This is a genomic window from Paraburkholderia steynii (genome assembly GCF_900100565.1).
In the GTDB taxonomy this organism is placed as follows: Bacteria; Pseudomonadota; Gammaproteobacteria; order Burkholderiales; family Burkholderiaceae; genus Paraburkholderia; species Paraburkholderia terrae.
On the sequence record NZ_FNDI01000024.1, the window covers coordinates 52,348 to 70,295 of the forward strand.

The following is a 17,948-nucleotide window of genomic DNA, read 5'->3' on the forward strand; positions in this document are numbered from 1 at the left end:
CTCACTGCGCGATCAACCCGTTCGTCACGAGTCGCAACGACTCGATCGAACGCGCGTCGCGCACGCGCGAATGCAACGTCACGCGTGATTCAGGCAACGCCGGCAATCCAAGCCGCGCGCCTGAATCGACCAGTCCGCGCGGCGCGACCCGCCTCGCCAGTGGCGACACGGCGAGCCCAGCCGCAGCCGCTGCGCCGACGGCCTGCACGCCGCCGCCGACAAACGCCTCGCGCCACGCGATACCCGCACCATCCAGCGTGCGCAGCGAGATTGAGCGCACGTTGCAGGGCGGGGCGAGCAGCGCCAGCGGCAGCGGCTCGCCCGCGCGCGGCTGCCATTCGGGCGTCGCGAGCCACGACAGTGGCTCGGTGAAGAGCAATTGGCCGTCTTCGCGCGGTACGTCGTCGGGCTCCGAGCGCACGACCACGGCATCGAGCCGCCGTTCGTCGAACTGCTGCAACAGCGTCGACGACAAGCCCATGTGCAGTTCCAGCACTAGCCCCGGATCATGGGCATTCACGCGCGTGAGCAGCGCCGCAAGGTCGGTGCCCGCCACATGCTCGCTCAAGCCCAGCGCGAGTCGCCGTCTGTCGGCGGATAACGCGCCGAGCGCGCGGTCGTGCGCGCTCAGCAGGTCGCGCGCGCCGTCGAGAAACGCCTGGCCATGCTCCGACAGTCGCACGACGCGCGGCGTGCGTTCCAGCAAAGGCTTGCCCAGATGCGCTTCGAGCCGTTTCAGCTTGAGGCTGACGGCGGATTGCGTGGTGTCGAGGGCATCGGCGGCGCGGGTGAAGCTACGCAAATCCGCGACCAGCACGAAAGCGCGCACAGTATCGAGATCGAGTACTTTCATTTCAGATGAAAATAGATGAAATATCCAGTCATATCTGTTAAATATGATAGACGCGAACTAATCTGAATGCACTTTCTGTTCATTCATAGGAGTTCGACATGCCTTTCACTCGCATCGCAGTTCGCGCCGGCAAGCCCGCTGCTTATCGCCAGGCGCTCACGCAAGGCATCCAGCGCGCGCTGATCGCCGAGTTCAACGTCCCCGAGGACGACATCTTTATGGTCATCACCGAGCACGACGAGAGCAACTTCGTCTATGACCGCAACTATCTCGGCATCGCGCGCAGCGACGATTTCGTGCTGATCCAGCTCACCGTGACCAACAGCCGGACGCAGGAGCAGAAAAAAGCGCTCTACAAGCGCATCGCCGACAACCTCGCCGAGCATCCGGGCGTGCGGCGCGAGGACGTGTTCATCAATCTCGTCGAAGTGCTGAAGGAGAACTGGTCGTTCGGCAACGGGATCGCGCAGTACGCGCTCTGAGCGTTCGCGCCAGGCTCGCGTGCGGTCGGCGCAAGGTGCGTCGCTATAATGGTTTGCACCTTTATCCGTTCTTCCGCCGACGCGCACGCGAGCCATGACATCCGATAACAACGACGCTTCCCACGACGCTTTGCAATTTGGCGGTTCCGTCTGGTTCCGCTCCGGCGAGCAGTCGCTCGGCGGCACGCAGCGCATTGCGCTGCTGGCGGCGATCGGCGAAACGGGCTCGATCACGGGCGCGGCCAAAGCCATCGGCATGAGCTACAAGGCCGCGTGGGATGCCGTCGATGCGATGAACAACCTCGCGGGTGAAACACTCGTGATCCGCTCGACGGGCGGCAAGGGCGGCGGCGGCACGACGCTCACGCCGCGCGCGCTGACCTTGATCGACACGTTTCGTGCCGTCGAGCGCGAGCACCGGTTGTTTCTCGAACGCGCGGGCGCGGCTATCGCCGGCTTCTCCGACGACTGGCAACTGATCGGCCGTATCGGCATGAAGACTAGCGCGCGCAACCAGTGGTACGGCAAGGTCAGCGCGATCCAGCGCGGCACGGTCAACGACGAAGTCTCGCTGGCATTGCCCGGCGGGCAGTCGGTCGTCGCCGTCGTCACGCACGAAAGCACGGAGACGCTGGAACTTGCCGTCGGCGGCGAGGCGGTGGCGCTCGTCAAGGCGTCGTCAGTGCTGCTGGTTGCCGATGACGGCACGGCGGACCGGCTGTCGACCCGCAACCGCCTGCGCGGCACGGTGTCGGCCGTGCAGCGTGGCGCCGTGAATGCCGAAGTGTCGCTGACGCTCGAAGGCGGAGCAGTCGTGACGTCCGTCGTCACGAATGAGAGCGTCGCGGAATTGAGCATCGCCGAAGGGCAGGCGCTCGTGGCCGCGTTCAAGGCGTCGAGCGTGATTCTGGGCGTGACGGCCCAGGCTTAAACGCGGCGGCGCCGCCTGCTAGGACACCGTGCGCGGATAGCCCGCGAACGGCGCGTTCTCGCGCACGCTGCCGTCGTACACCTGCACGACCTGATCGCCGAATGCGGCGACATCGTCGGGATCGTGCGTGATCAATAGCATCGGAATGTCGAGCCGCGTCTGCAGATCGGACAGCTCCTGCCGCATGCGCGCGCGCAGCGCGTGATCGAGTGCGGAAAACGGCTCATCGAGCAACAACAGGCGCGGCTGCGCGACGAGCGCCCGCGCCAGCGCCACGCGCTGCTTCTGCCCGCCCGAAAGCTGCGCCGGATGATGACCCGCCACCGTTTTCAGATCGAGCGCGTCGAGCCAGTAGTCGATCTGCGGATGCGAAAAACGCCGTCCCGGATTCAGCCAGCCTGTGTGCATCCCGAAGCCGATGTTCTGTCGCACGTTCAGATGCGGGAACAGCGCGTAGTCCTGAAAGAGATACGCGAGACGGCGCGCCTGCGGCTTCTGGTCGATGCCTTGCGCGCTGTCGAAGAGCGGGTCGCCGTGCAGCACGATCTGGCCTTCGTCGGGACGCAGCAGCCCGGCGATTGCCTGCAGCGTCAGGCTCTTGCCCGCACCCGACGGCCCGAACAGCACCATGCGCTGCGCGCTCGCGGTGAACGACACGTCGAGCGTGAACTGGCGTTCGGCCGTGCGCAGCGTTTTGCGGATATCGACGGTGAGCGGCATGTCAGCGGGACGTCATCAGCGAGTGTTGCGGTACGAGCCGGCCCGCGAGCACGAGAATCACGACGCAGGTGACCGAGGTCACGAGCACGAGGAAATTGGCCGTGCTGTCGTCGCCCGCCTGCACGGCGGCGTAGACGGCAACCGACAGCGTCTGCGTGCGGCCCGGCAGATTGCCGGCGATCATCAGCGTCGCGCCGAACTCGCCGAGCGCGCGCGCGAACGCGAGCAGGGCGCCCGCGAGAATGCCGCGCGAGGCGAGCGGCAGTGTCACGCGAAAGAAGATCGCCATTTCGCTGATGCCGAGCGTGCGCGCGGCGCGTTCCAGTTGCGGATCGACGGATTCGAATGCGGCCCGCGCCGACTTCAGCACGAGCGGAAACGCCACCACCATCGACGCGATCACTGCGCCTTGCCACGTGAACACCAGCTGGATATCGAAGCGCTCGAGCCATGCGCCGAACACGCCGCGCCGGCCGAGCAGCACAAGCAGGTAATAGCCGAGAACCGTCGGCGGCATGACGAGCGGCAGCGTCAGCAGCGAGTCGATCAGGTCACGCGCGCCCGAGTGCCAGCGCGCCAGGCCGAAGCCGGCTGCGACGCCGAACACGATGTTCAGCGCCGTCGCCCAGCCCGCGACCTTCAGCGACAGCATCAGCGGAATCCAGGCCTGTTCCATGATTTGGGCGTCGTGCTTCGTCTGTGGCGGCGCAGCTTAGTGCGCCGGCTTGAAGCCGTACTTCGCGAGCACGGCCTGGCCCGCCGGCGACAGCACGAAGGTGATGAACGACTGCGCGTCGGCGGCGTGCTTGCTGCCTTCGACCTGCGCGATCGGGTAGGTGATCGGCGTGGTGGTCGGCACGGTCAGCGCGACTTTGACCTTCTCGGGCATCACGGCGGCATCGGTGCCGAACACGAAGCCGGCGTCGACTTCGCCACGCGACACGTAGTCGAGGCTCTGGCGCACGTTCGACGCCAGCACGCCCTTCGCGCTGACAGCGTCCCACACGCCCGCCGCCTTCAGCGCGCCTTCCGTGTAGCGGCCCACCGGCACGGATGCCGGATCGCCGTATGAAACGCGCTTCACGCTCGCCGACGTCAACTCGTTCAGGTTCGACGGCGCGAGCTTGCTGTCCGTCGGCACGATCAGCACGAGCGAGTTCGCGGCGAAGTCCTTGCGCGTCGACGGCACGATTACTTTTTGCTCGGCGGCCTTGTCCATCGCTTTCTGGTCGGCGGAGGCGAACACGTCGGCGGGCGCGCCTTTCACGATCTGCTGCATCAGCACGTCCGACGCGCCGAAGTTGAACAGCAGCTTGGTGCCGGGGTGCTCCTTCTCGTACGCGTCGCCGACGGCCTTGAACGCGTTGGTCAGGCTCGCGGCCGCGGACACGACGAGTTCGTCGGCGCGCGCCTGCGTGGCGAAGGCAAACGAAATCGCGCTCGCGGCGAGCAGGGCAGGTTTCAGGAAGCGGATCATCGACGGGAAGGACATGGGAAGGTGGCGCCGGGTCGACCGGAAGCAGGTTGAAAACGCCATCGTAATATATGTAGGGTTATAGCGGTCGGCATATTGAACATGTGGCGTGCAAGATAGCCGGTTTCGTGTGATTTATGCGTCGGAATCGGGCAAGGGCACTGCGACGTTGCGTGTTTTTTGCAACGGCACGATGGGTGTGGCGGGGGCGGCTGGCGCAGCGGGCCCGTAGGCGTCGCGCAGCGCCTTCCAGCGGGCGCGGATGAACGGCCGGTCATGGCCGGAAATTTTCAGCGCGATATGCGTGACCCAGCGCTGGGTCGGCAGATGCACTGCGTGCAGAGCGAGCGTGATGATCATCAGGCTCAATGCCACGGGTGCGACGGGCAGGCGCCCGGGCGGCGTCGCGTTCCACGCGATCCGGACGAACACCAGCGCCGTCAACCCGCCGACGATGCAGCCCGTGATCGCTTCCGAAGGCGAATGCGCCTCGACGACGATGCGCGAAAAGCCGACCAGCGCGCCGCCGAACAGGGCAAGCGCCACGCCCACGGCGCGCACGGCGGGCGGCGCTGGCAGCAGAACGAGCAAGGCGGCAACGGGGAACACGGCGGTGGCGAACATCGCGTGTCCGCTCAGGCCGGTGAAGTCCCACACTTGCACGCCGACACCCCAGCCGAGGAACGCAATCTTCGTCGCCGTGACCAGCGCGACGGCCACGCCGAGCAGAAACAGCCAGACGGCAGCGAGCCGCCACGAATAACCGACCGTGAGCCACAGCGCGATGGCGAAGGCGAGCGGCAACGTCAGACCGGCGCCGCCGAAGTTTGTAACCAGAAGCCAGAATTGTGGTGGCAGGTGAAGCATGGACAATCCTTAACGACATGTACGGGCGCGAACTTGCCTGCGGCCAGAGGTTTCCAGGACAGCCGACGACGGTGCCGGATCGGGAAGGACCTTCCCCGCCCGCGCGTATTCTATAAGTATAGAGGCAGCGGTTACGCGGCAGATGAAAGGAAAAGCACGAAAACTGCCAGATGTTAGGACGATTCGGAAATCGTCTTATACGAAGCTCGGCGCGACGGGCTTTCCCGAAAACGACCTCAGTCGGTGTCAGCATCGCACGGAGATTGATGTTATTGTGCATTGCACAAGACTGCCGGAAGGCAGAGAGCATGAGTCCCTATTAGCGAGAAAATCCTATGCCAAAAAGCTTGACCAAAATCTGGCTAGGCGGCCTGAAACGCCTGTTTGCGATCCAGACAGAGCACGCCCGCGCGACTACGAAGCGCAAGCCGAAACGGTCGTCGACCCGGCCGGCGGCTACTACGGTCGCGAAGCCGTCAGCGAAAGTCCGCCAGACCACCACGCGCGACGTGCCGCAGCGCGGCGCGCGCGAATCCCGCGTGCGGCCGCGCGCCGCCGCCTGGGCGAGCGGTTCGTGGACGCGCTCGTTCCACTCCGCACCGGCCGCGCCCGGCAGCCTCATCAATCATTTGCAGTACGGGCTGTATCTGCCCGCCGGCAAGCCGATCAAGCACGCGCCGCTCGTCGTGATGCTGCACGGATGCACGCAGTCCATCGACGAATTCGCCGAAGGCACGCGCATGAACCTGCTGGCCGATCGCTACGGCTTTGCCGTCGTGTACCCGGAGCAGTCGAAGCACGCACACGCGCACCGCTGCTGGCATTGGTATGACGATACCGACCGTGCGGGACGCGCGGAAGCGCGCGCCGTCGTGTCGCTCGTCGAGGCGCTGGTGGAAGCGCACGGCCTCGACCGCGAGCGGGTGTATGTCGCCGGGATATCGGCGGGCGCCGGGTTGACGTCGTTGCTGGCGCTGCATTTTCCCGAGCATTTCGCCGCCGTCGCGCTGCATTCGGGGCCGGCGTTCGGCGATGCGCATTCGGGCATCGCCGCGATGGACGTGATGCGGCGCGGCACGCGGCAGGACCCCGTTGCGCTCGTCGATGCCGTCGCGGACGTGACGACCTATCCGGGCATGCCCGCGATCATTTTGCAAGGCGAAGCCGATCGCGTCGTCGCGCCCGTCAACGCCGAGCAACTGACGGAACAGTACCTCCGGCTAAACGGAATCGTCGACGCGCGAGGCGTGCGCAAGGTCGGCGACGTCAAGGAAGACCGCAAGGCGACCGTTACGACGCGCGATTACACGCGCGGCGGGCGGCGCGTGGTGCGCCTGTGCCGCGTGCAGGGCCTTGGCCATGAGTGGAGCGGCGGCGACGATGCGGTGCCGTTCCATTCATCGAAGGGTCCGGATGCGTCCAGTCTGCTGTGGGACTTTTTCCGGCATCAGCGTCGCACCGAGTCGGCGCGGCCTGCCGGACGTGCCGCCGATGGCGCCCGGCAGCGCGCGAGTTGACAAATTGCCACACTTCGAATTTGGTGCTGGCGTGTTCCTAGGGTTTTCCCTATAATAGGGGTTATCCCTAGGTGTCAGCCACCTAACACCAAATTCGAGGTTCACCATGTATCTGATCAGCCGCCTTTTCCTGTTCCTGACGAAGTCCTATGACCTGCGCGTCAAAGAGCAAAACGACGCGTATCTGGCCGAAGCCACGGATCTGTACGACCTCGAGTTCCGCATGCGCAAGATCGACCGTGAAGCGCAACTGCGTCAACCGTCGTGGATGAGCCAGCACTAAGCTGCGGCAAGCACGGGCCGGTGCGTGAGCCGGCCAAGAAAAGCGCTCAACGCGAGCGCAGCACGCCATAGCGCGCCAGCGTTTCCTGGCGCGCTTTTGCGTGATCGACGACCGGCTGCGGATAGTCTTTCCCCAGCACCACGCCCCAATCCTTCAAGTCGTCGGGATTCGCCTGCCATGGCGCGTGAATCCACTTCGCGGGCACCTTCTCCAGGTCCGGCAAGAAGCGCTTGATGAAGAGCCCCTGCGGATCGAACTTCTCCGATTGCGTTACCGGGTTGAAAATCCGGAACCACGGCTGCGCGTCGCAGCCCGTCGACGCCGCCCATTGCCAGCCGCCGTTATTCGCGGAGAAGTCGAAGTCGTTGAGCTTTTCCTCGAAGTAGCGCTCCCCGCGCCGCCAGTCGATACCCAGATCTTTCGCCAGAAAACTCGCCGTCACCATCCGCAGACGGTTGTGCATGAAGCCCGTCTGGTTCAGTTGCAGCATCGCGGCGTCGACGAGCGGATAGCCGGTACGTCCTTCGCACCAGGCGGCGAACAGCGCGTCGGCTTGCTTGCCTGTTTCCCAGCGCAGCGTGTCGAATTCCGGCTTGAACGACGCGCGCTTCGCGATATGCGGATGATGCGCGAGGATCATGAAGTAGAAGTCCCTCCAGATCAGTTCCGATAGCCACGTGGCTGCGCCCTGGCCGTCGGGTTGCAGCGACATCTCGTGCGCAAGCCGCGCGAGCGTGCGGATCGACACCGTGCCGAAGCGCAGATGCACCGACAGATGGCTCGTCCCGCGTGCGGCAGGAAAGTCACGCCGGTCGGCGTAGCTGTCGATACGGGTCACAAAGTCTTCGAGCAGCGTTTGCGCGCCGCTCATGCCCGTCAGCAGTTTTGTTTCCGCCAGCTTGCCGGGCGCGAAGCCCATTTGGCCGAGCGTCGGCCATGCGTGATCGAGCTTGCGCGTCGGCCGCGCGAGGCTCTTTGCGTACCGTTCGACGGGATAGGGCCTCAGGTCGAACGGCGTCAATTTCTTGAGCCACGCGTTCTTGTACGGCGTGAACACGGCGAAGGGCTTGCCTTGTCCATTGAGCAGTTCGTCGTGCTCGAAAATCACCTGGTCCTTGAATGTCAGCAACTGACGTTCATCGTCGCGCAGCCGTTCTGCGATGGTTTCATCGCGCTCGATTGCGACGGGCTCGTAGTCGTGATTGGTGAACACGGCTTCGGCTTCGACTTGCGCGGCGAGCCTTGGAATCTCTTGATGCGGATCGCCATGCAGCACGATCAATCCGCCACCGCCTTCCTTCAGCGACTTATCCAGTTCTTCCAGCGACGCCTGGATGAATTCGATCCGCCGATCCTGCACCTTGCCCTTGTGGTCGCCGTGCTCGTTCGCCCAATCGATCAACGGCTGAAGAATGGTCGTATCGAACACGAACACACACCAGACGCGCTCGCAATGCTTGAGCGCGTAATACAGCGCCGCGTTGTCGCCCGTGCGCAGGTCGCGGCGAAACCATACGAGTCCGTTCTGAAAGTGTGCGTCGAGCTGGTAGGCGCGGGTCATGATCGCTTGAGTTGTTGCGCGTCGGCGGGTGCTGACGTCGGGCCGAAAAGCCACCGCCGATGATAGTGTCCGCCAGTCGCAAACCCAATGCTCGCGGCATCGGAAATCGACGCAAAAATGAAGCAGCGCCCGCCTTTCGCACGAAAGGCGGGCGCTGCTCACGAAGGACGATCAGTTCAGATCCGCTCAGACCACGTTCACGCGCACATCGACATTGCCGCGCGTCGCGTTCGAGTACGGGCAAACCTGATGCGCCGCGTTCACCAGATCTTGCGCCGCCGCTGCGTCGAGGCCAGGCAGCGAAACGCGCAGTTCGATATCCAGCGCGAAGCCGCCCTTGTCGTTCGGACCGACGCCGACGTCGGCCGTCACGGTCGTTTCGGCGGGCACGGCTTGCTTGCGCTGGCCGGCGACGAACTTCATCGCGCTGAGGAAACACGCCGAATAGCCGGCAGCGAACAGTTGTTCCGGGTTCGTGCCTTGCGCGCCGTTGCCGCCGAGTTCACGCGGTGCCGCCAGCTTCACGTCGAGCGCGTTATCCGACGAAACTGCGCGACCATCGCGACCACCATTGCTCGTTGCCGTTGCCTTGTACAGTACGTTCATCTTGACGCTCCTTGATCGGTTCCAGTGATAGGGTCAGTGCTTGCCAGTGCTTCGCGTCATCGCTATCGAACTGGCATGGGCATAAATATAGCGTACAAATCATTAGTGTACAAATTAAATTGCCTATCGACGCAATAGCCGCGCATGCACGCGTTGTCAGTAGCGTTCGAGATAGTCGTTCAGCGTGCCGCGCAACTGCTGCAGATCGCTGCGCAGCCGCATCAGGAATTCGGGCGTCTGCTGGGTCGCGCAGAAGATTTCTTCCGGTACGTCGCGTGCGCTGCGCTTGAGCGCGACGCCCGATTTCGTCAGCCGGATGAAGACGAGCCGTTCGTCTTCCGTACCGCGCACGCGTTCGATAAACCCTTGCGATTCGAGCCGCTTCAGCAGCGGCGTGACCGTCGCCGAATCGAGGTTCAGGCGCGCGGCGATGTCCTTCACGGTGACGTCGTCGCTTTCCCAGAGGATCAGCATGGTCAGATACTGCGGATACGTGAGGCCAAGCCGGTCGAGAATCGGCTTGTAGGCTTTCGTCATCGCGAGGGACGTCGAATAGAGAGCGAAGCAGAGCTGCTCGTCGAGCGTAACGGGAAAGGCGGTGCGCTGGGTCATGGACGTCCCCTGAAACGAAGCGTGCGAATGGATTGCGTGCAAACTATTGTGCCGCAAAAAAAGCGGCGCGATGCATCGATGCTTCACACGCGAGCGCGGAAAATCCGCGCCGCATGCGCGGCGCGGAGCCGGAAAGCGGAACCGTTCAGGTAGACGACGAAGACGTGGGAGCGGGCGGCAGCGGCTGGCCGGGTGATTGCACGCCGAAGCAGCCGCGATACGTGGCGTAGAACGAGCAGTAGAGCATCGTCGTGACGATGATCGACGCGGGCATCAGGATCACCAGCGCGAGATCGCCCGCGCCAAGCGCCTGCAGCAGCGCGGACAGCCCGAACGACACCGTCGTCGCGACAGCGAACCACAGCGCGCCATACACGATGAACGCGCCGCGATTACGCCAGCAACTGACGATGCTGAAGAACATCGCCTTGATGGTCGGCACGTCGTGCCACGCGGCGAGCACGGGCGCGAACCAGAACAACATCGCGACGGGCACGTAGAACGCAAGCGCCGTCAGCACGGCGAGCGGTATATCGCTATTGGCGACGGCTTCCGGCTGCATCGATTCGCCGCTGATCATCAGACGCAGCAGCATGCCGCCGTCCGCGAGCGCGGAACCCATCAGCACGATCGCCATCGCGATGATGTACAGCACGCCGAGCAGCAGCAGGCGCTTCGACACCTGGCCGCCGTACGAGCGGAAACCGTCCACAAGAATAGTGGGCAGCACCGGCTTGCCGGCGATCGTATCGCGGCACGCCGACATGAAGCCGACGGCGATGCCTGGAATCAACATGAGCGGCAGCACGCCGCCGATGATGGGAATCAGCGAGATCGCCGTCATCGCGAGCAGGTACGCGAAGAACAGCGTCAGAAATGCGAGCGGGTTCCTGCGAAACAGCCAGATGCCTTGCCGGAACCACACATAGCCGGTTTTCGCCGGAACTTCGATCAGTTGCATGAGGTATGGATGCCTAGGGTCTAGAGTGCGGCGCCCGCAAGGCGCTCGCGCAGGATGCGCTCGAAATGACCCGGATCGTGCGGCTTGAGCAGTTCGGCGGCGCGCGGCATATGGAAATCATACAGGCGCGACACCCAGAAACGGTACGCGCCCGCGCGCAACATGTCGCCCCAGTGCCGGTTTTCGGCGGGAGTGAACGGGCGCACGGTCTGATACGAGCGCAACAGCGCGTCGACGCGCGGGTCGTCGAGCTTGCCGGTCGCGAGGTCGACGCACCAGTCGTTGACGGTCACGGCGACGTCGAAGAGCCATTTGTCGCAGCCCGCGAAATAAAAGTCGAAGAAGCCGCCGAGTTCCACTTCATGATGCGTGCCGGGCGCTGCATGCGCGAACAGCACATTGTCGCGGAACAGATCGCAATGGCACGGGCCTTCGGGCAGCGACGCATAATCCGCCGACGCGAAGAACGCCTGTTGATGCGCGAGTTCTTCCGTGATCAGCGTGCGCTGCGCGTCCGTCAAAAACGGCACGACGCCCGGCACCGTCTCCTGCCACCACGGCAGGCTGCGCAGGTTCGGCTGGTGATGCGCGAAGTCCCGTCCCGCCAGGTGCAGACGCGCGAGCATCTGCCCCACTTCGACGCAGTGCGCGACGCCGGGCGTGAGTTCCGGCGCGCCGTCGAGCTTCGTGACGATGGTCGCGGGCTTGCCGTTGAGCATGCCGAACAGCGCGCCGTCGTCGCGCGGCATCGGGTCCGGCACGGGCACGCGGTGCGACGCCAGATGACGCATCAGATCGAGATAGAACGGCAGTTGCTGCGCCGTGAGCTTTTCGAAGATCGTGAGGACGTACTCGCCGCGCGTGGTCGTCAGAAAGAAATTGCTGTTCTCGATACCGGATGTAATGCCCCGAAACTCGACGACTTCGCCGAGATCGTAGTGGCGCATCCAATCTGCGAGTTGGGCTTCGGTGACAGCGGTGAATACGGCCATGCGTGGGGCGTCGGATCAGGTTGGTCGGCTGGCGTTACGCCAGTGCGAGGTCGGGGAAAGCGGGCTGAAAGCGTTGTTGCGATCCACGCCGGACTCGTTCGGGCCGGCGGATCGGCTTGAAGCGGGCCGGCGCGCGCCTGCTGAGGCAGCGCGCCGGCTCGGGGCGATCAGTAATGCAGGTTCACGGACGGCAGGCGCGCAGGCGGCTTGCCGGATTCATACACGCGCGGCGACGTATCGGTCGGCGCGCTCATCTGGTAGCGCGTGCCGAAGTTCGAGCGCACGTCGATTTCGACGGGCTTGCCCTTGTCGCGGTACTCGGTGATTTCGGTGCCGTTGCCGCTACGTTCGTGGAAGCTCGGCGTGCGCGGCTGGTTGATCTCGACTTTCGAGCTGACTTCGGCCGCAGGGCGGTTGATCGCTCTCAGATCCGGCAGGCCGGCCCGTTCGTTGGCGGCGGCTTGGGCGTCTGCGGCTGCCTGCGCCTCTTGCGCGGACGGGGCAGGCTGGGCAGCCATCGCGACGCCGCTGACGGCGAGCATCAGCGCAACGGCGACGGGGAAGAGCGGCTTCATGGTGTTTCTCCGATTAGGTGGCCCAATTCTAGCAAATCCACTGCTGCTCACGGACATGAACAACGGGCGATAGCCTTATTTTGCGCGCTTCCCGCGCGGCCTGCAGAAAGGGCAACCCTGCGTGCGAGACAACACGCAAACCCGCGATGCGCGGGCCCGTCTTCATCGAAAAGCACGGGTTCCGTGGTAATGTCGTTGCATCAATCGAGGCGAGCGAAGATGAACTACGAGACCAATCAACGCGCGGTGCATATGCCCGCAAACGCGTTCCCGACCGAGGCCTTCGGCGATGCCGCCGACGCCGTTACGCGCCTCTCCGCCATCTATGAAGCGAACACGTCGTTCCTGCGCGATGCGTTCGCGCGCTATCGCCGCAACGAACCGTTCGACCGGCGCGTGCGCGCCTGCTATCCGTTCGTGCGCGTGCGCACGGAGACCAATACGCACGTCGATTCGCGCCGTTCGTATGGCTTCGTTGCCGGTCCGGGTGTGTTCGAAACCACGGTGACGCGCCCGGATCTGTTCGGCAATTACTATCGCGAGCAATTGCGGCTGCTGGTGAAGAACCATCATGTGTCGGTCGAAGTGGGCGTGTCCGACCAGCCCATTCCGATTCACTTCGCGTTCGCCGAAGGCATTCACCTCGAAGGCGACCTGGACCGCGAGCGTCTGCTGGCGATGCGCGACGTGTTCGACGCGCCCGATCTCGCGCTGCTCGACGATCGCATCGTCAACGGCACGTACGAGCCGCTGCCGGGCGAGCCGCATCCGCTCGCACTCTTCACGGCGGCGCGGGTTGACTTTTCGCTGCACCGGCTGAAGCACTACACGGCGACCTCGCCGACGCATTGCCAGAACTACGTGCTGTACACGAACTATCAGTTTTATATCGACGAGTTCGTGAAGCTCGGCCGCACGATGATGACGAAGACCGACGACGCCGATCTGCGTGCGTACCGCAGCGAGTACACGTCGTTCGTCGAGCCCGGCGACGTGATCACGTACAACGCGAATCTCGGCGAGCAGGAGGACGAGGGCCATGCGCCGCCGCGCCTGCCGCAGATGCCCGCGTATCACCTGAAGCGCGCGGACGGCAGCGGCATCACGATGGTCAATATCGGCGTCGGCCCGTCGAATGCGAAGACGATCACCGATCACATCGCCGTGCTGCGTCCGCATGCGTGGATCATGCTTGGGCACTGCGCGGGGCTACGCAATACGCAACGTCTTGGCGACTACGTGCTTGCGCACGGCTATGTGCGCGAGGATCACGTGCTGGACGACGATTTGCCGCTGTGGGTGCCGATTCCGGCTTTGGCCGAAGTGCAGGTTGCGCTCGAACGAGGGGTGGCGCAGGTCACGCAGCTCGACGGCGCCGAACTCAAGCGCGTGATGCGCACGGGTACGGTGGCGAGCGTCGATAACCGCAACTGGGAATTGCGCGATCATCGCGAGCCGGTGCTGCGTCTGTCGCAAAGCCGGGCTATTGCGCTCGATATGGAAAGCGCGACTATCGCCGCGAATGGGTTTCGGTTTCGGGTGCCTTATGGCACGTTGCTGTGCGTGTCGGATAAGCCGTTGCACGGTGAGCTGAAGTTGCCTGGTATGGCTGATCAGTTTTATCGCGCGCAGGTCGATCAGCATTTGCAGATTGGCGTGAAGGCTATGGAGATTTTGCGCACCAATGGCTTGCATAAGCTGCATAGCCGGAAGTTGCGGAGTTTTGCGGAAGTGGCGTTTCAGTAGGCGCCTTGCCTTCGCGGCGCGGTCGGTTTGGTTTGCTTGTGTTTGCGCTGGCATCCGCGATTTGTTAGCGTGCTTCAAGCGTCGCCCCTGTGCGGGGCGGCACCTACTTTTCTTTGCCGCCGCAAAGAAAAGTAGGCAAAAGAAAGCGGCTAACACCGCCAACATTTCTTCGTGCCTGAGGGCCCCCAAAGGGTCTTACGCTTCACACGGCAACGGCTCTGTTGACGGGTGTTGCCAACGCTTTGAATTGACGCCTCACCCGCTTCGAATGCTCGCGCACGGGCTAGCGGTAGCGAATGGTTGGCGCCGCCCAGGTGGCAAACTGTGTGTAGGCCGTAGTACCCCACACGCCTCACTCCGGACCAATAGCGCAGGCGTTCCACCCTGTGAGAGCGCCAAGCTATACGACGCGACAACCTACACACAGTTTGCCACCTGGGCGGCGGTGGAATATCTGGCATGGCGTGCCGCAACGCGGGTGCGTGAAGCGGGTGATGCGCTGGCTTGGAGCGCTGGCAACACACGCGGAACAAGCAGGTTGCCGTGTGAAGTGAGGGACCGGTTGGGGGGCCTCAGGCAGGAACAAGAGCTGGCGGTGTTAGCCGCTTTCTTTTGCCTACTTTTCTTTGCGGCGGCAAAGAAAAGTAGGTGCCGCCCCGCACAGGGGCGACGCTTGAAGCACGCTAACAAATCGCGGATGCCAACGGCAAAACAAGCAAACCACCCAGCGTCGCAGACAACCAAAAAAACCAAAAAACCAGGTACTACCGCGCACAGGGGCAGCGCACTCACCTCACACGTAAGCCAGCCCAACAAGCCCGACAACCGCCCCACCTCCCAGCAACCACAACGGGTGAATGCGCGTCTTGAACGCGAGCACCGCGCATGCACCGGTGATGATCCACGCGAGCCACGACGTATCCGACGACCGTGCGATCAGCAGCGCACTCGCCGCGACCAGCCCCGCGGTCACGGGCACCAGACCCTTCTGCGCGACGCGCCGCCACGGACGGTCCTTGAAGCGGTTCCACGCATGCATCGCGAGAATCGTCACGATGGACGACGGCCCGAACTTCGCCACCGATGTCACCAGCATTCCCGCCCAGCCCGCCACGTGCCAACCGACCAGCGTAACAACCATCATGTTCGGACCGGGCGCAGCCTGCGCGAGCGCGAACAGCGCGCTGAACTCGCTGGCGGGCATCCAGTGATGCACTTCGACGACCTGCCGCTGCATCTCCGGCAGGATCGTGTTGCCGCCGCCGAATGCGAGCAGCGATAACTGACTGAAGATGACGGCAAGAGCGATCAGCGTTTCCATCATTTCGACACCTCGTTCGGCTGTGACGATTCGGCAACCGCTTCGGCTTTGGCCACGCGCGACGCGAGGAAGATACTGAGCGGCGTCAGCACGAGCATCGTCGGCAGCAGCGGGAAGCGCAGCAGCGCAATCGCGACGAAGCCGAGCGCAGCGATCGCCGCGGCACGCGGATCGTGGCGCAACGGCATCAGGATCTTGACGGCCATCGCGACCAGCAATCCCGCCGCAGATGCCGCCAGTCCGGCGAACAGATGCTTGATGTGCGGATCGTTCTGCGTGTGCTCGTAGAGCACGCCGAGCGCGATCACCACCAGCGACGGCCCGGCGATCAAACCGAGAATGCCCGCGAGCGCGCCGCGCAAGCCCCGAAACCGCATGCCGAGCGCCACCGACAGATTGATCACGTTGCCGCCCGGCAGAAACTGGCACAGGCCGAGCAGATCGGTGAATTCGGCGGCGGTGAGCCAGCGGTGCTGGTCGACGATGGTCCGCCGCGCGAGCGGCAGCGCGCCGCCGAACGACGTCAGGCCGAGGCCCAGGAAGCCCATGAAGATTTCGCGCGTGGTCGGAGCGGGCGCGTGCTCCGGCGCGTGGGGGTGCTGATCCATGACGTTCACTATCCAGTACAAGCCGTGAAGGTTAACGCCGTTTGCCGATCGTTCAAAACGATTTCTTGGCCAAGTCTTTGTGATCTAGAATCACAAGGATGAACCGCAAGCTTCCCCCTTTTCCGGCGCTGCGCGCCTTCGAGGCCGCGGCGCGGCACAACAGCTTCACGGCAGCCGCCGACGAGCTCCATGTGACGCACGGTGCAATCAGCCGGCAGGTGGCGGCGTTCGAGGCGTGGGTCGGTGTGCAGGTGTTTCATCGCAACGGCAAGCGCGTGCGGCTCACGGAAGACGGCCGGCGCTATTTGTCGAAGGTGCAGGACGCGTTCGACAGCATCGCCGCCGCGACCGATCAGTTGCGCGACACGGGCGTCGTGCATGTGCTGCGCGTGAATGCGCTACCCACCTTCGCGATGAAGTGGCTGTTGCCGCGTCTGTCGCAGTTTCAGCGGATGGCGCCGAACGTCGAGCTGAGGCTCGCGACATCGAACGAGCCCGTGGAGATGCTCGATGGTTTCGACGTCGCCGTGCGGCGCGGGCCCGCGCACTGGCCGAATTGCGCGAGCGGTCAGTTCCTCGACGAAAGCGAGATTCCCGTATGCAGTCCGGCGCTCTTGCAACGCCTGCCCATCCATACCGCCGACGACCTCGCGCGCCATGTGTTGCTGCATTCGGATACGCGGCCGGACGCGTGGCATCACTGGTTGCAGGCAGCGGGCGTCAAGGCGAAGTGCCGCAAGAAACAGTCGTTCGACCATTTCTATCTGGCCTTGCAGGCGGCCGTCGATGGACTGGGCGTCGCGCTCGGTCCGCTGCCGCTGCTCGATGACGAACTCGCGTCAGGCCGGCTGGTGACGCCGCTGGAAGGGCCACGGATCGATGCGCGCGGTTACTGGTGGGTCGCGCGGCGCGAGGTGGCGAATGCGCCGCTCGTCGAGCAGTTCTGCCGTTGGCTCGAAGCGCAGGCGAAGGAAATGAAGCAAGACAACGCGCCAGAGAAAGCACGCGGTAAGCAGCGCGTCGCGACGCGATAGCGCGCATCGCGGACGCGGCTTCCATACAGCACGCATCCGCGACGCAATCGCGTCAGAAGCTCACAGATAGAACATCCGGTCTTCGTCCGACTTCGGCTGTTGTTCGGGTTGTTCTTCACGCTCTTCATAGAACGCGAGCACCGCTTCGAGCACCTGGTCGGGATCGTCGATCACCTGCATCAGGTTCATGTCGCCGGGATTGATGAGGCCCATCGGCACCAGTTGCGATTCGAACCAGCCCAGCAGTCCCTTCCAGAACTCCGCGCCGACCAGAATGATGGGCACGTGCCGCGACTTCTTGGTTTGAATCAGCGTGAGCACTTCGGCCAGTTCGTCGAGCGTGCCGAATCCACCCGGCATCACGATCACGGCATCCGAGTTCTTCACGAACGTGACCTTGCGCGTGAAGAAGTGACGGAAGCGCAGCGAGATGTCCTGCCACTGGTTGCCCGACTGCTCATGCGGCAACTCGATGTTCAGGCCCACCGACGGCGCCTTGCCTGCATGGGCGCCCTTGTTGGCCGCTTCCATGATGCCGGGGCCGCCACCGGAGATCACGGCAAAGCCCGCGTCGGACAGTTTGCGCGCGATCTGCGTGGCCAGTTTGTAGTACGGCGAGTTCGGTTTCAGACGCGCCGAACCATAGATGCTCACGGCCGGGCGAATCTCCGACAGGTACTCGGTCGCCTCAATAAACTCTGCCATAATCGTGAACATCTGCCACGATGCGCGGGCCTTCTTGGCTGTTGCGCGCTCTTGATCTGCGAGCGATCGCAGACTCGGAATCACTTTTCTCTTAGTCATA

Annotated in this window: 20 protein-coding genes; 6 read left to right on the plus strand and 14 right to left on the minus strand. The window is 63.8% G+C overall.

What is annotated here, in order from left to right; genetic code table 11:
- Position 1: 1 nt before the first annotated feature.
- Entirely contained in the window at positions 2-853 is an 852-nt protein-coding gene (locus tag BLT65_RS33180) for a LysR family transcriptional regulator (protein WP_091786192.1), read from the minus strand.
- A gap of 98 nt (positions 854-951) precedes the next feature.
- On the opposite strand from BLT65_RS33180, the gene BLT65_RS33185 reads away from it, so the two are divergent.
- On the plus strand, positions 952-1,335 hold the full coding sequence (locus BLT65_RS33185) for a tautomerase family protein (RefSeq protein ID WP_007745598.1): 384 nt from the start codon (positions 952-954) through the stop codon (positions 1,333-1,335).
- A 94-nt stretch (positions 1,336-1,429) separates the two neighbouring features.
- On the plus strand, positions 1,430-2,266 hold the full coding sequence (locus BLT65_RS33190; RefSeq protein ID WP_042315609.1) for a TOBE domain-containing protein: 837 nt from the start codon (positions 1,430-1,432) through the stop codon (positions 2,264-2,266).
- Between the two features lie 18 nt (positions 2,267-2,284).
- On the opposite strand, the gene BLT65_RS33195 is transcribed toward BLT65_RS33190, so the two are convergent.
- The 4 genes from BLT65_RS33195 to BLT65_RS33210 all read right to left on the minus strand — a co-directional run bounded on the left by BLT65_RS33195 (position 2,285) and on the right by BLT65_RS33210 (position 5,327).
- Positions 2,285-2,986: an ATP-binding cassette domain-containing protein gene (locus tag BLT65_RS33195; RefSeq protein ID WP_079487724.1), complete on the minus strand. Its 702-nt coding sequence runs from the start codon at positions 2,984-2,986 to the stop codon at positions 2,285-2,287.
- Between the two features lies 1 nt (position 2,987).
- On the minus strand, positions 2,988-3,662 hold the full coding sequence (gene modB, locus BLT65_RS33200) for a molybdate ABC transporter permease subunit (protein WP_091786194.1): 675 nt from the start codon (positions 3,660-3,662) through the stop codon (positions 2,988-2,990).
- A gap of 36 nt (positions 3,663-3,698) precedes the next feature.
- A complete protein-coding gene (gene modA / locus BLT65_RS33205) occupies positions 3,699-4,478 on the minus strand; it encodes a molybdate ABC transporter substrate-binding protein (RefSeq protein ID WP_091786196.1) in 780 nt (259 codons plus the stop codon).
- A 117-nt stretch (positions 4,479-4,595) separates the two neighbouring features.
- The gene (locus BLT65_RS33210; RefSeq protein ID WP_091786199.1) at positions 4,596-5,327 is read right to left on the minus strand and encodes a phosphatase PAP2 family protein; all 732 of its coding nucleotides are present in this window, start codon (positions 5,325-5,327) and stop codon (positions 4,596-4,598) included.
- Positions 5,328-5,662: 335 nt separating this feature from the next.
- On the opposite strand from BLT65_RS33210, the gene BLT65_RS33215 reads away from it, so the two are divergent.
- Together BLT65_RS33215 and BLT65_RS33220 are read left to right on the plus strand one after the other, a co-directional pair.
- Positions 5,663-6,844 (plus strand): extracellular catalytic domain type 1 short-chain-length polyhydroxyalkanoate depolymerase, encoded by a 1,182-nt coding sequence (locus BLT65_RS33215; protein WP_042315602.1) that lies wholly within the window; start codon positions 5,663-5,665, stop codon positions 6,842-6,844.
- 106 nt (positions 6,845-6,950) lie between these two features.
- On the plus strand, positions 6,951-7,127 hold the full coding sequence (locus BLT65_RS33220; RefSeq protein WP_007582646.1) for a DUF3563 family protein: 177 nt from the start codon (positions 6,951-6,953) through the stop codon (positions 7,125-7,127).
- 46 nt (positions 7,128-7,173) lie between these two features.
- Here the strand turns inward: BLT65_RS33220 and BLT65_RS33225 are convergent, their stop codons facing one another.
- From BLT65_RS33225 to BLT65_RS33250, 6 genes are all read right to left on the minus strand, one after another.
- Entirely contained in the window at positions 7,174-8,688 is a 1,515-nt protein-coding gene (locus BLT65_RS33225; RefSeq protein WP_091786201.1) for a cryptochrome/photolyase family protein, read from the minus strand.
- 186 nt (positions 8,689-8,874) lie between these two features.
- Positions 8,875-9,294, minus strand: a complete 420-nt coding sequence (locus BLT65_RS33230; protein ID WP_091786203.1) for an organic hydroperoxide resistance protein — start codon at positions 9,292-9,294, stop codon at positions 8,875-8,877.
- A gap of 156 nt (positions 9,295-9,450) precedes the next feature.
- Entirely contained in the window at positions 9,451-9,906 is a 456-nt protein-coding gene (locus BLT65_RS33235; RefSeq protein WP_091786206.1) for a MarR family winged helix-turn-helix transcriptional regulator, read from the minus strand.
- A 145-nt stretch (positions 9,907-10,051) separates the two neighbouring features.
- Positions 10,052-10,867 carry a BPSS1780 family membrane protein gene (locus tag BLT65_RS33240; RefSeq protein ID WP_091786208.1) on the minus strand — a complete coding sequence of 272 codons (816 nt, stop codon included), beginning with the start codon at positions 10,865-10,867 and terminating at the stop codon, positions 10,052-10,054.
- A 20-nt stretch (positions 10,868-10,887) separates the two neighbouring features.
- Positions 10,888-11,859, minus strand: a complete 972-nt coding sequence (locus BLT65_RS33245; protein ID WP_091786211.1) for a homoserine kinase — start codon at positions 11,857-11,859, stop codon at positions 10,888-10,890.
- Between the two features lie 167 nt (positions 11,860-12,026).
- Positions 12,027-12,434, minus strand: a complete 408-nt coding sequence (locus BLT65_RS33250) for a hypothetical protein (protein WP_035999458.1) — start codon at positions 12,432-12,434, stop codon at positions 12,027-12,029.
- Between the two features lie 219 nt (positions 12,435-12,653).
- Between BLT65_RS33250 and BLT65_RS33255 the strand changes: the two genes are divergently transcribed.
- On the plus strand, positions 12,654-14,180 hold the full coding sequence (locus tag BLT65_RS33255) for an AMP nucleosidase (RefSeq protein WP_042315626.1): 1,527 nt from the start codon (positions 12,654-12,656) through the stop codon (positions 14,178-14,180).
- Positions 14,181-14,973: 793 nt separating this feature from the next.
- Here the strand turns inward: BLT65_RS33255 and BLT65_RS33260 are convergent.
- Together BLT65_RS33260 and BLT65_RS33265 are read right to left on the minus strand one after the other, a co-directional pair.
- Positions 14,974-15,504 (minus strand): chromate transporter, encoded by a 531-nt coding sequence (locus tag BLT65_RS33260; protein WP_042316562.1) that lies wholly within the window; start codon positions 15,502-15,504, stop codon positions 14,974-14,976.
- A complete protein-coding gene (locus BLT65_RS33265; protein ID WP_091786213.1) occupies positions 15,501-16,109 on the minus strand; it encodes a chromate transporter in 609 nt (202 codons plus the stop codon). Before BLT65_RS33265 ends, BLT65_RS33260 begins: the two co-directional genes overlap by 4 nt.
- 98 nt (positions 16,110-16,207) lie before the next feature.
- Between BLT65_RS33265 and BLT65_RS33270 the strand changes: the two genes are divergently transcribed.
- Positions 16,208-17,143 (plus strand): transcriptional regulator GcvA, encoded by a 936-nt coding sequence (locus BLT65_RS33270; RefSeq protein WP_091786216.1) that lies wholly within the window; start codon positions 16,208-16,210, stop codon positions 17,141-17,143.
- A 60-nt stretch (positions 17,144-17,203) separates the two neighbouring features.
- Here BLT65_RS33270 and BLT65_RS33275 read toward each other — a convergent pair whose 3' ends face one another.
- Positions 17,204-17,947 carry an LOG family protein gene (locus BLT65_RS33275; protein ID WP_007733054.1) on the minus strand — a complete coding sequence of 248 codons (744 nt, stop codon included), beginning with the start codon at positions 17,945-17,947 and terminating at the stop codon, positions 17,204-17,206.
- Position 17,948 lies beyond the last annotated feature (1 nt).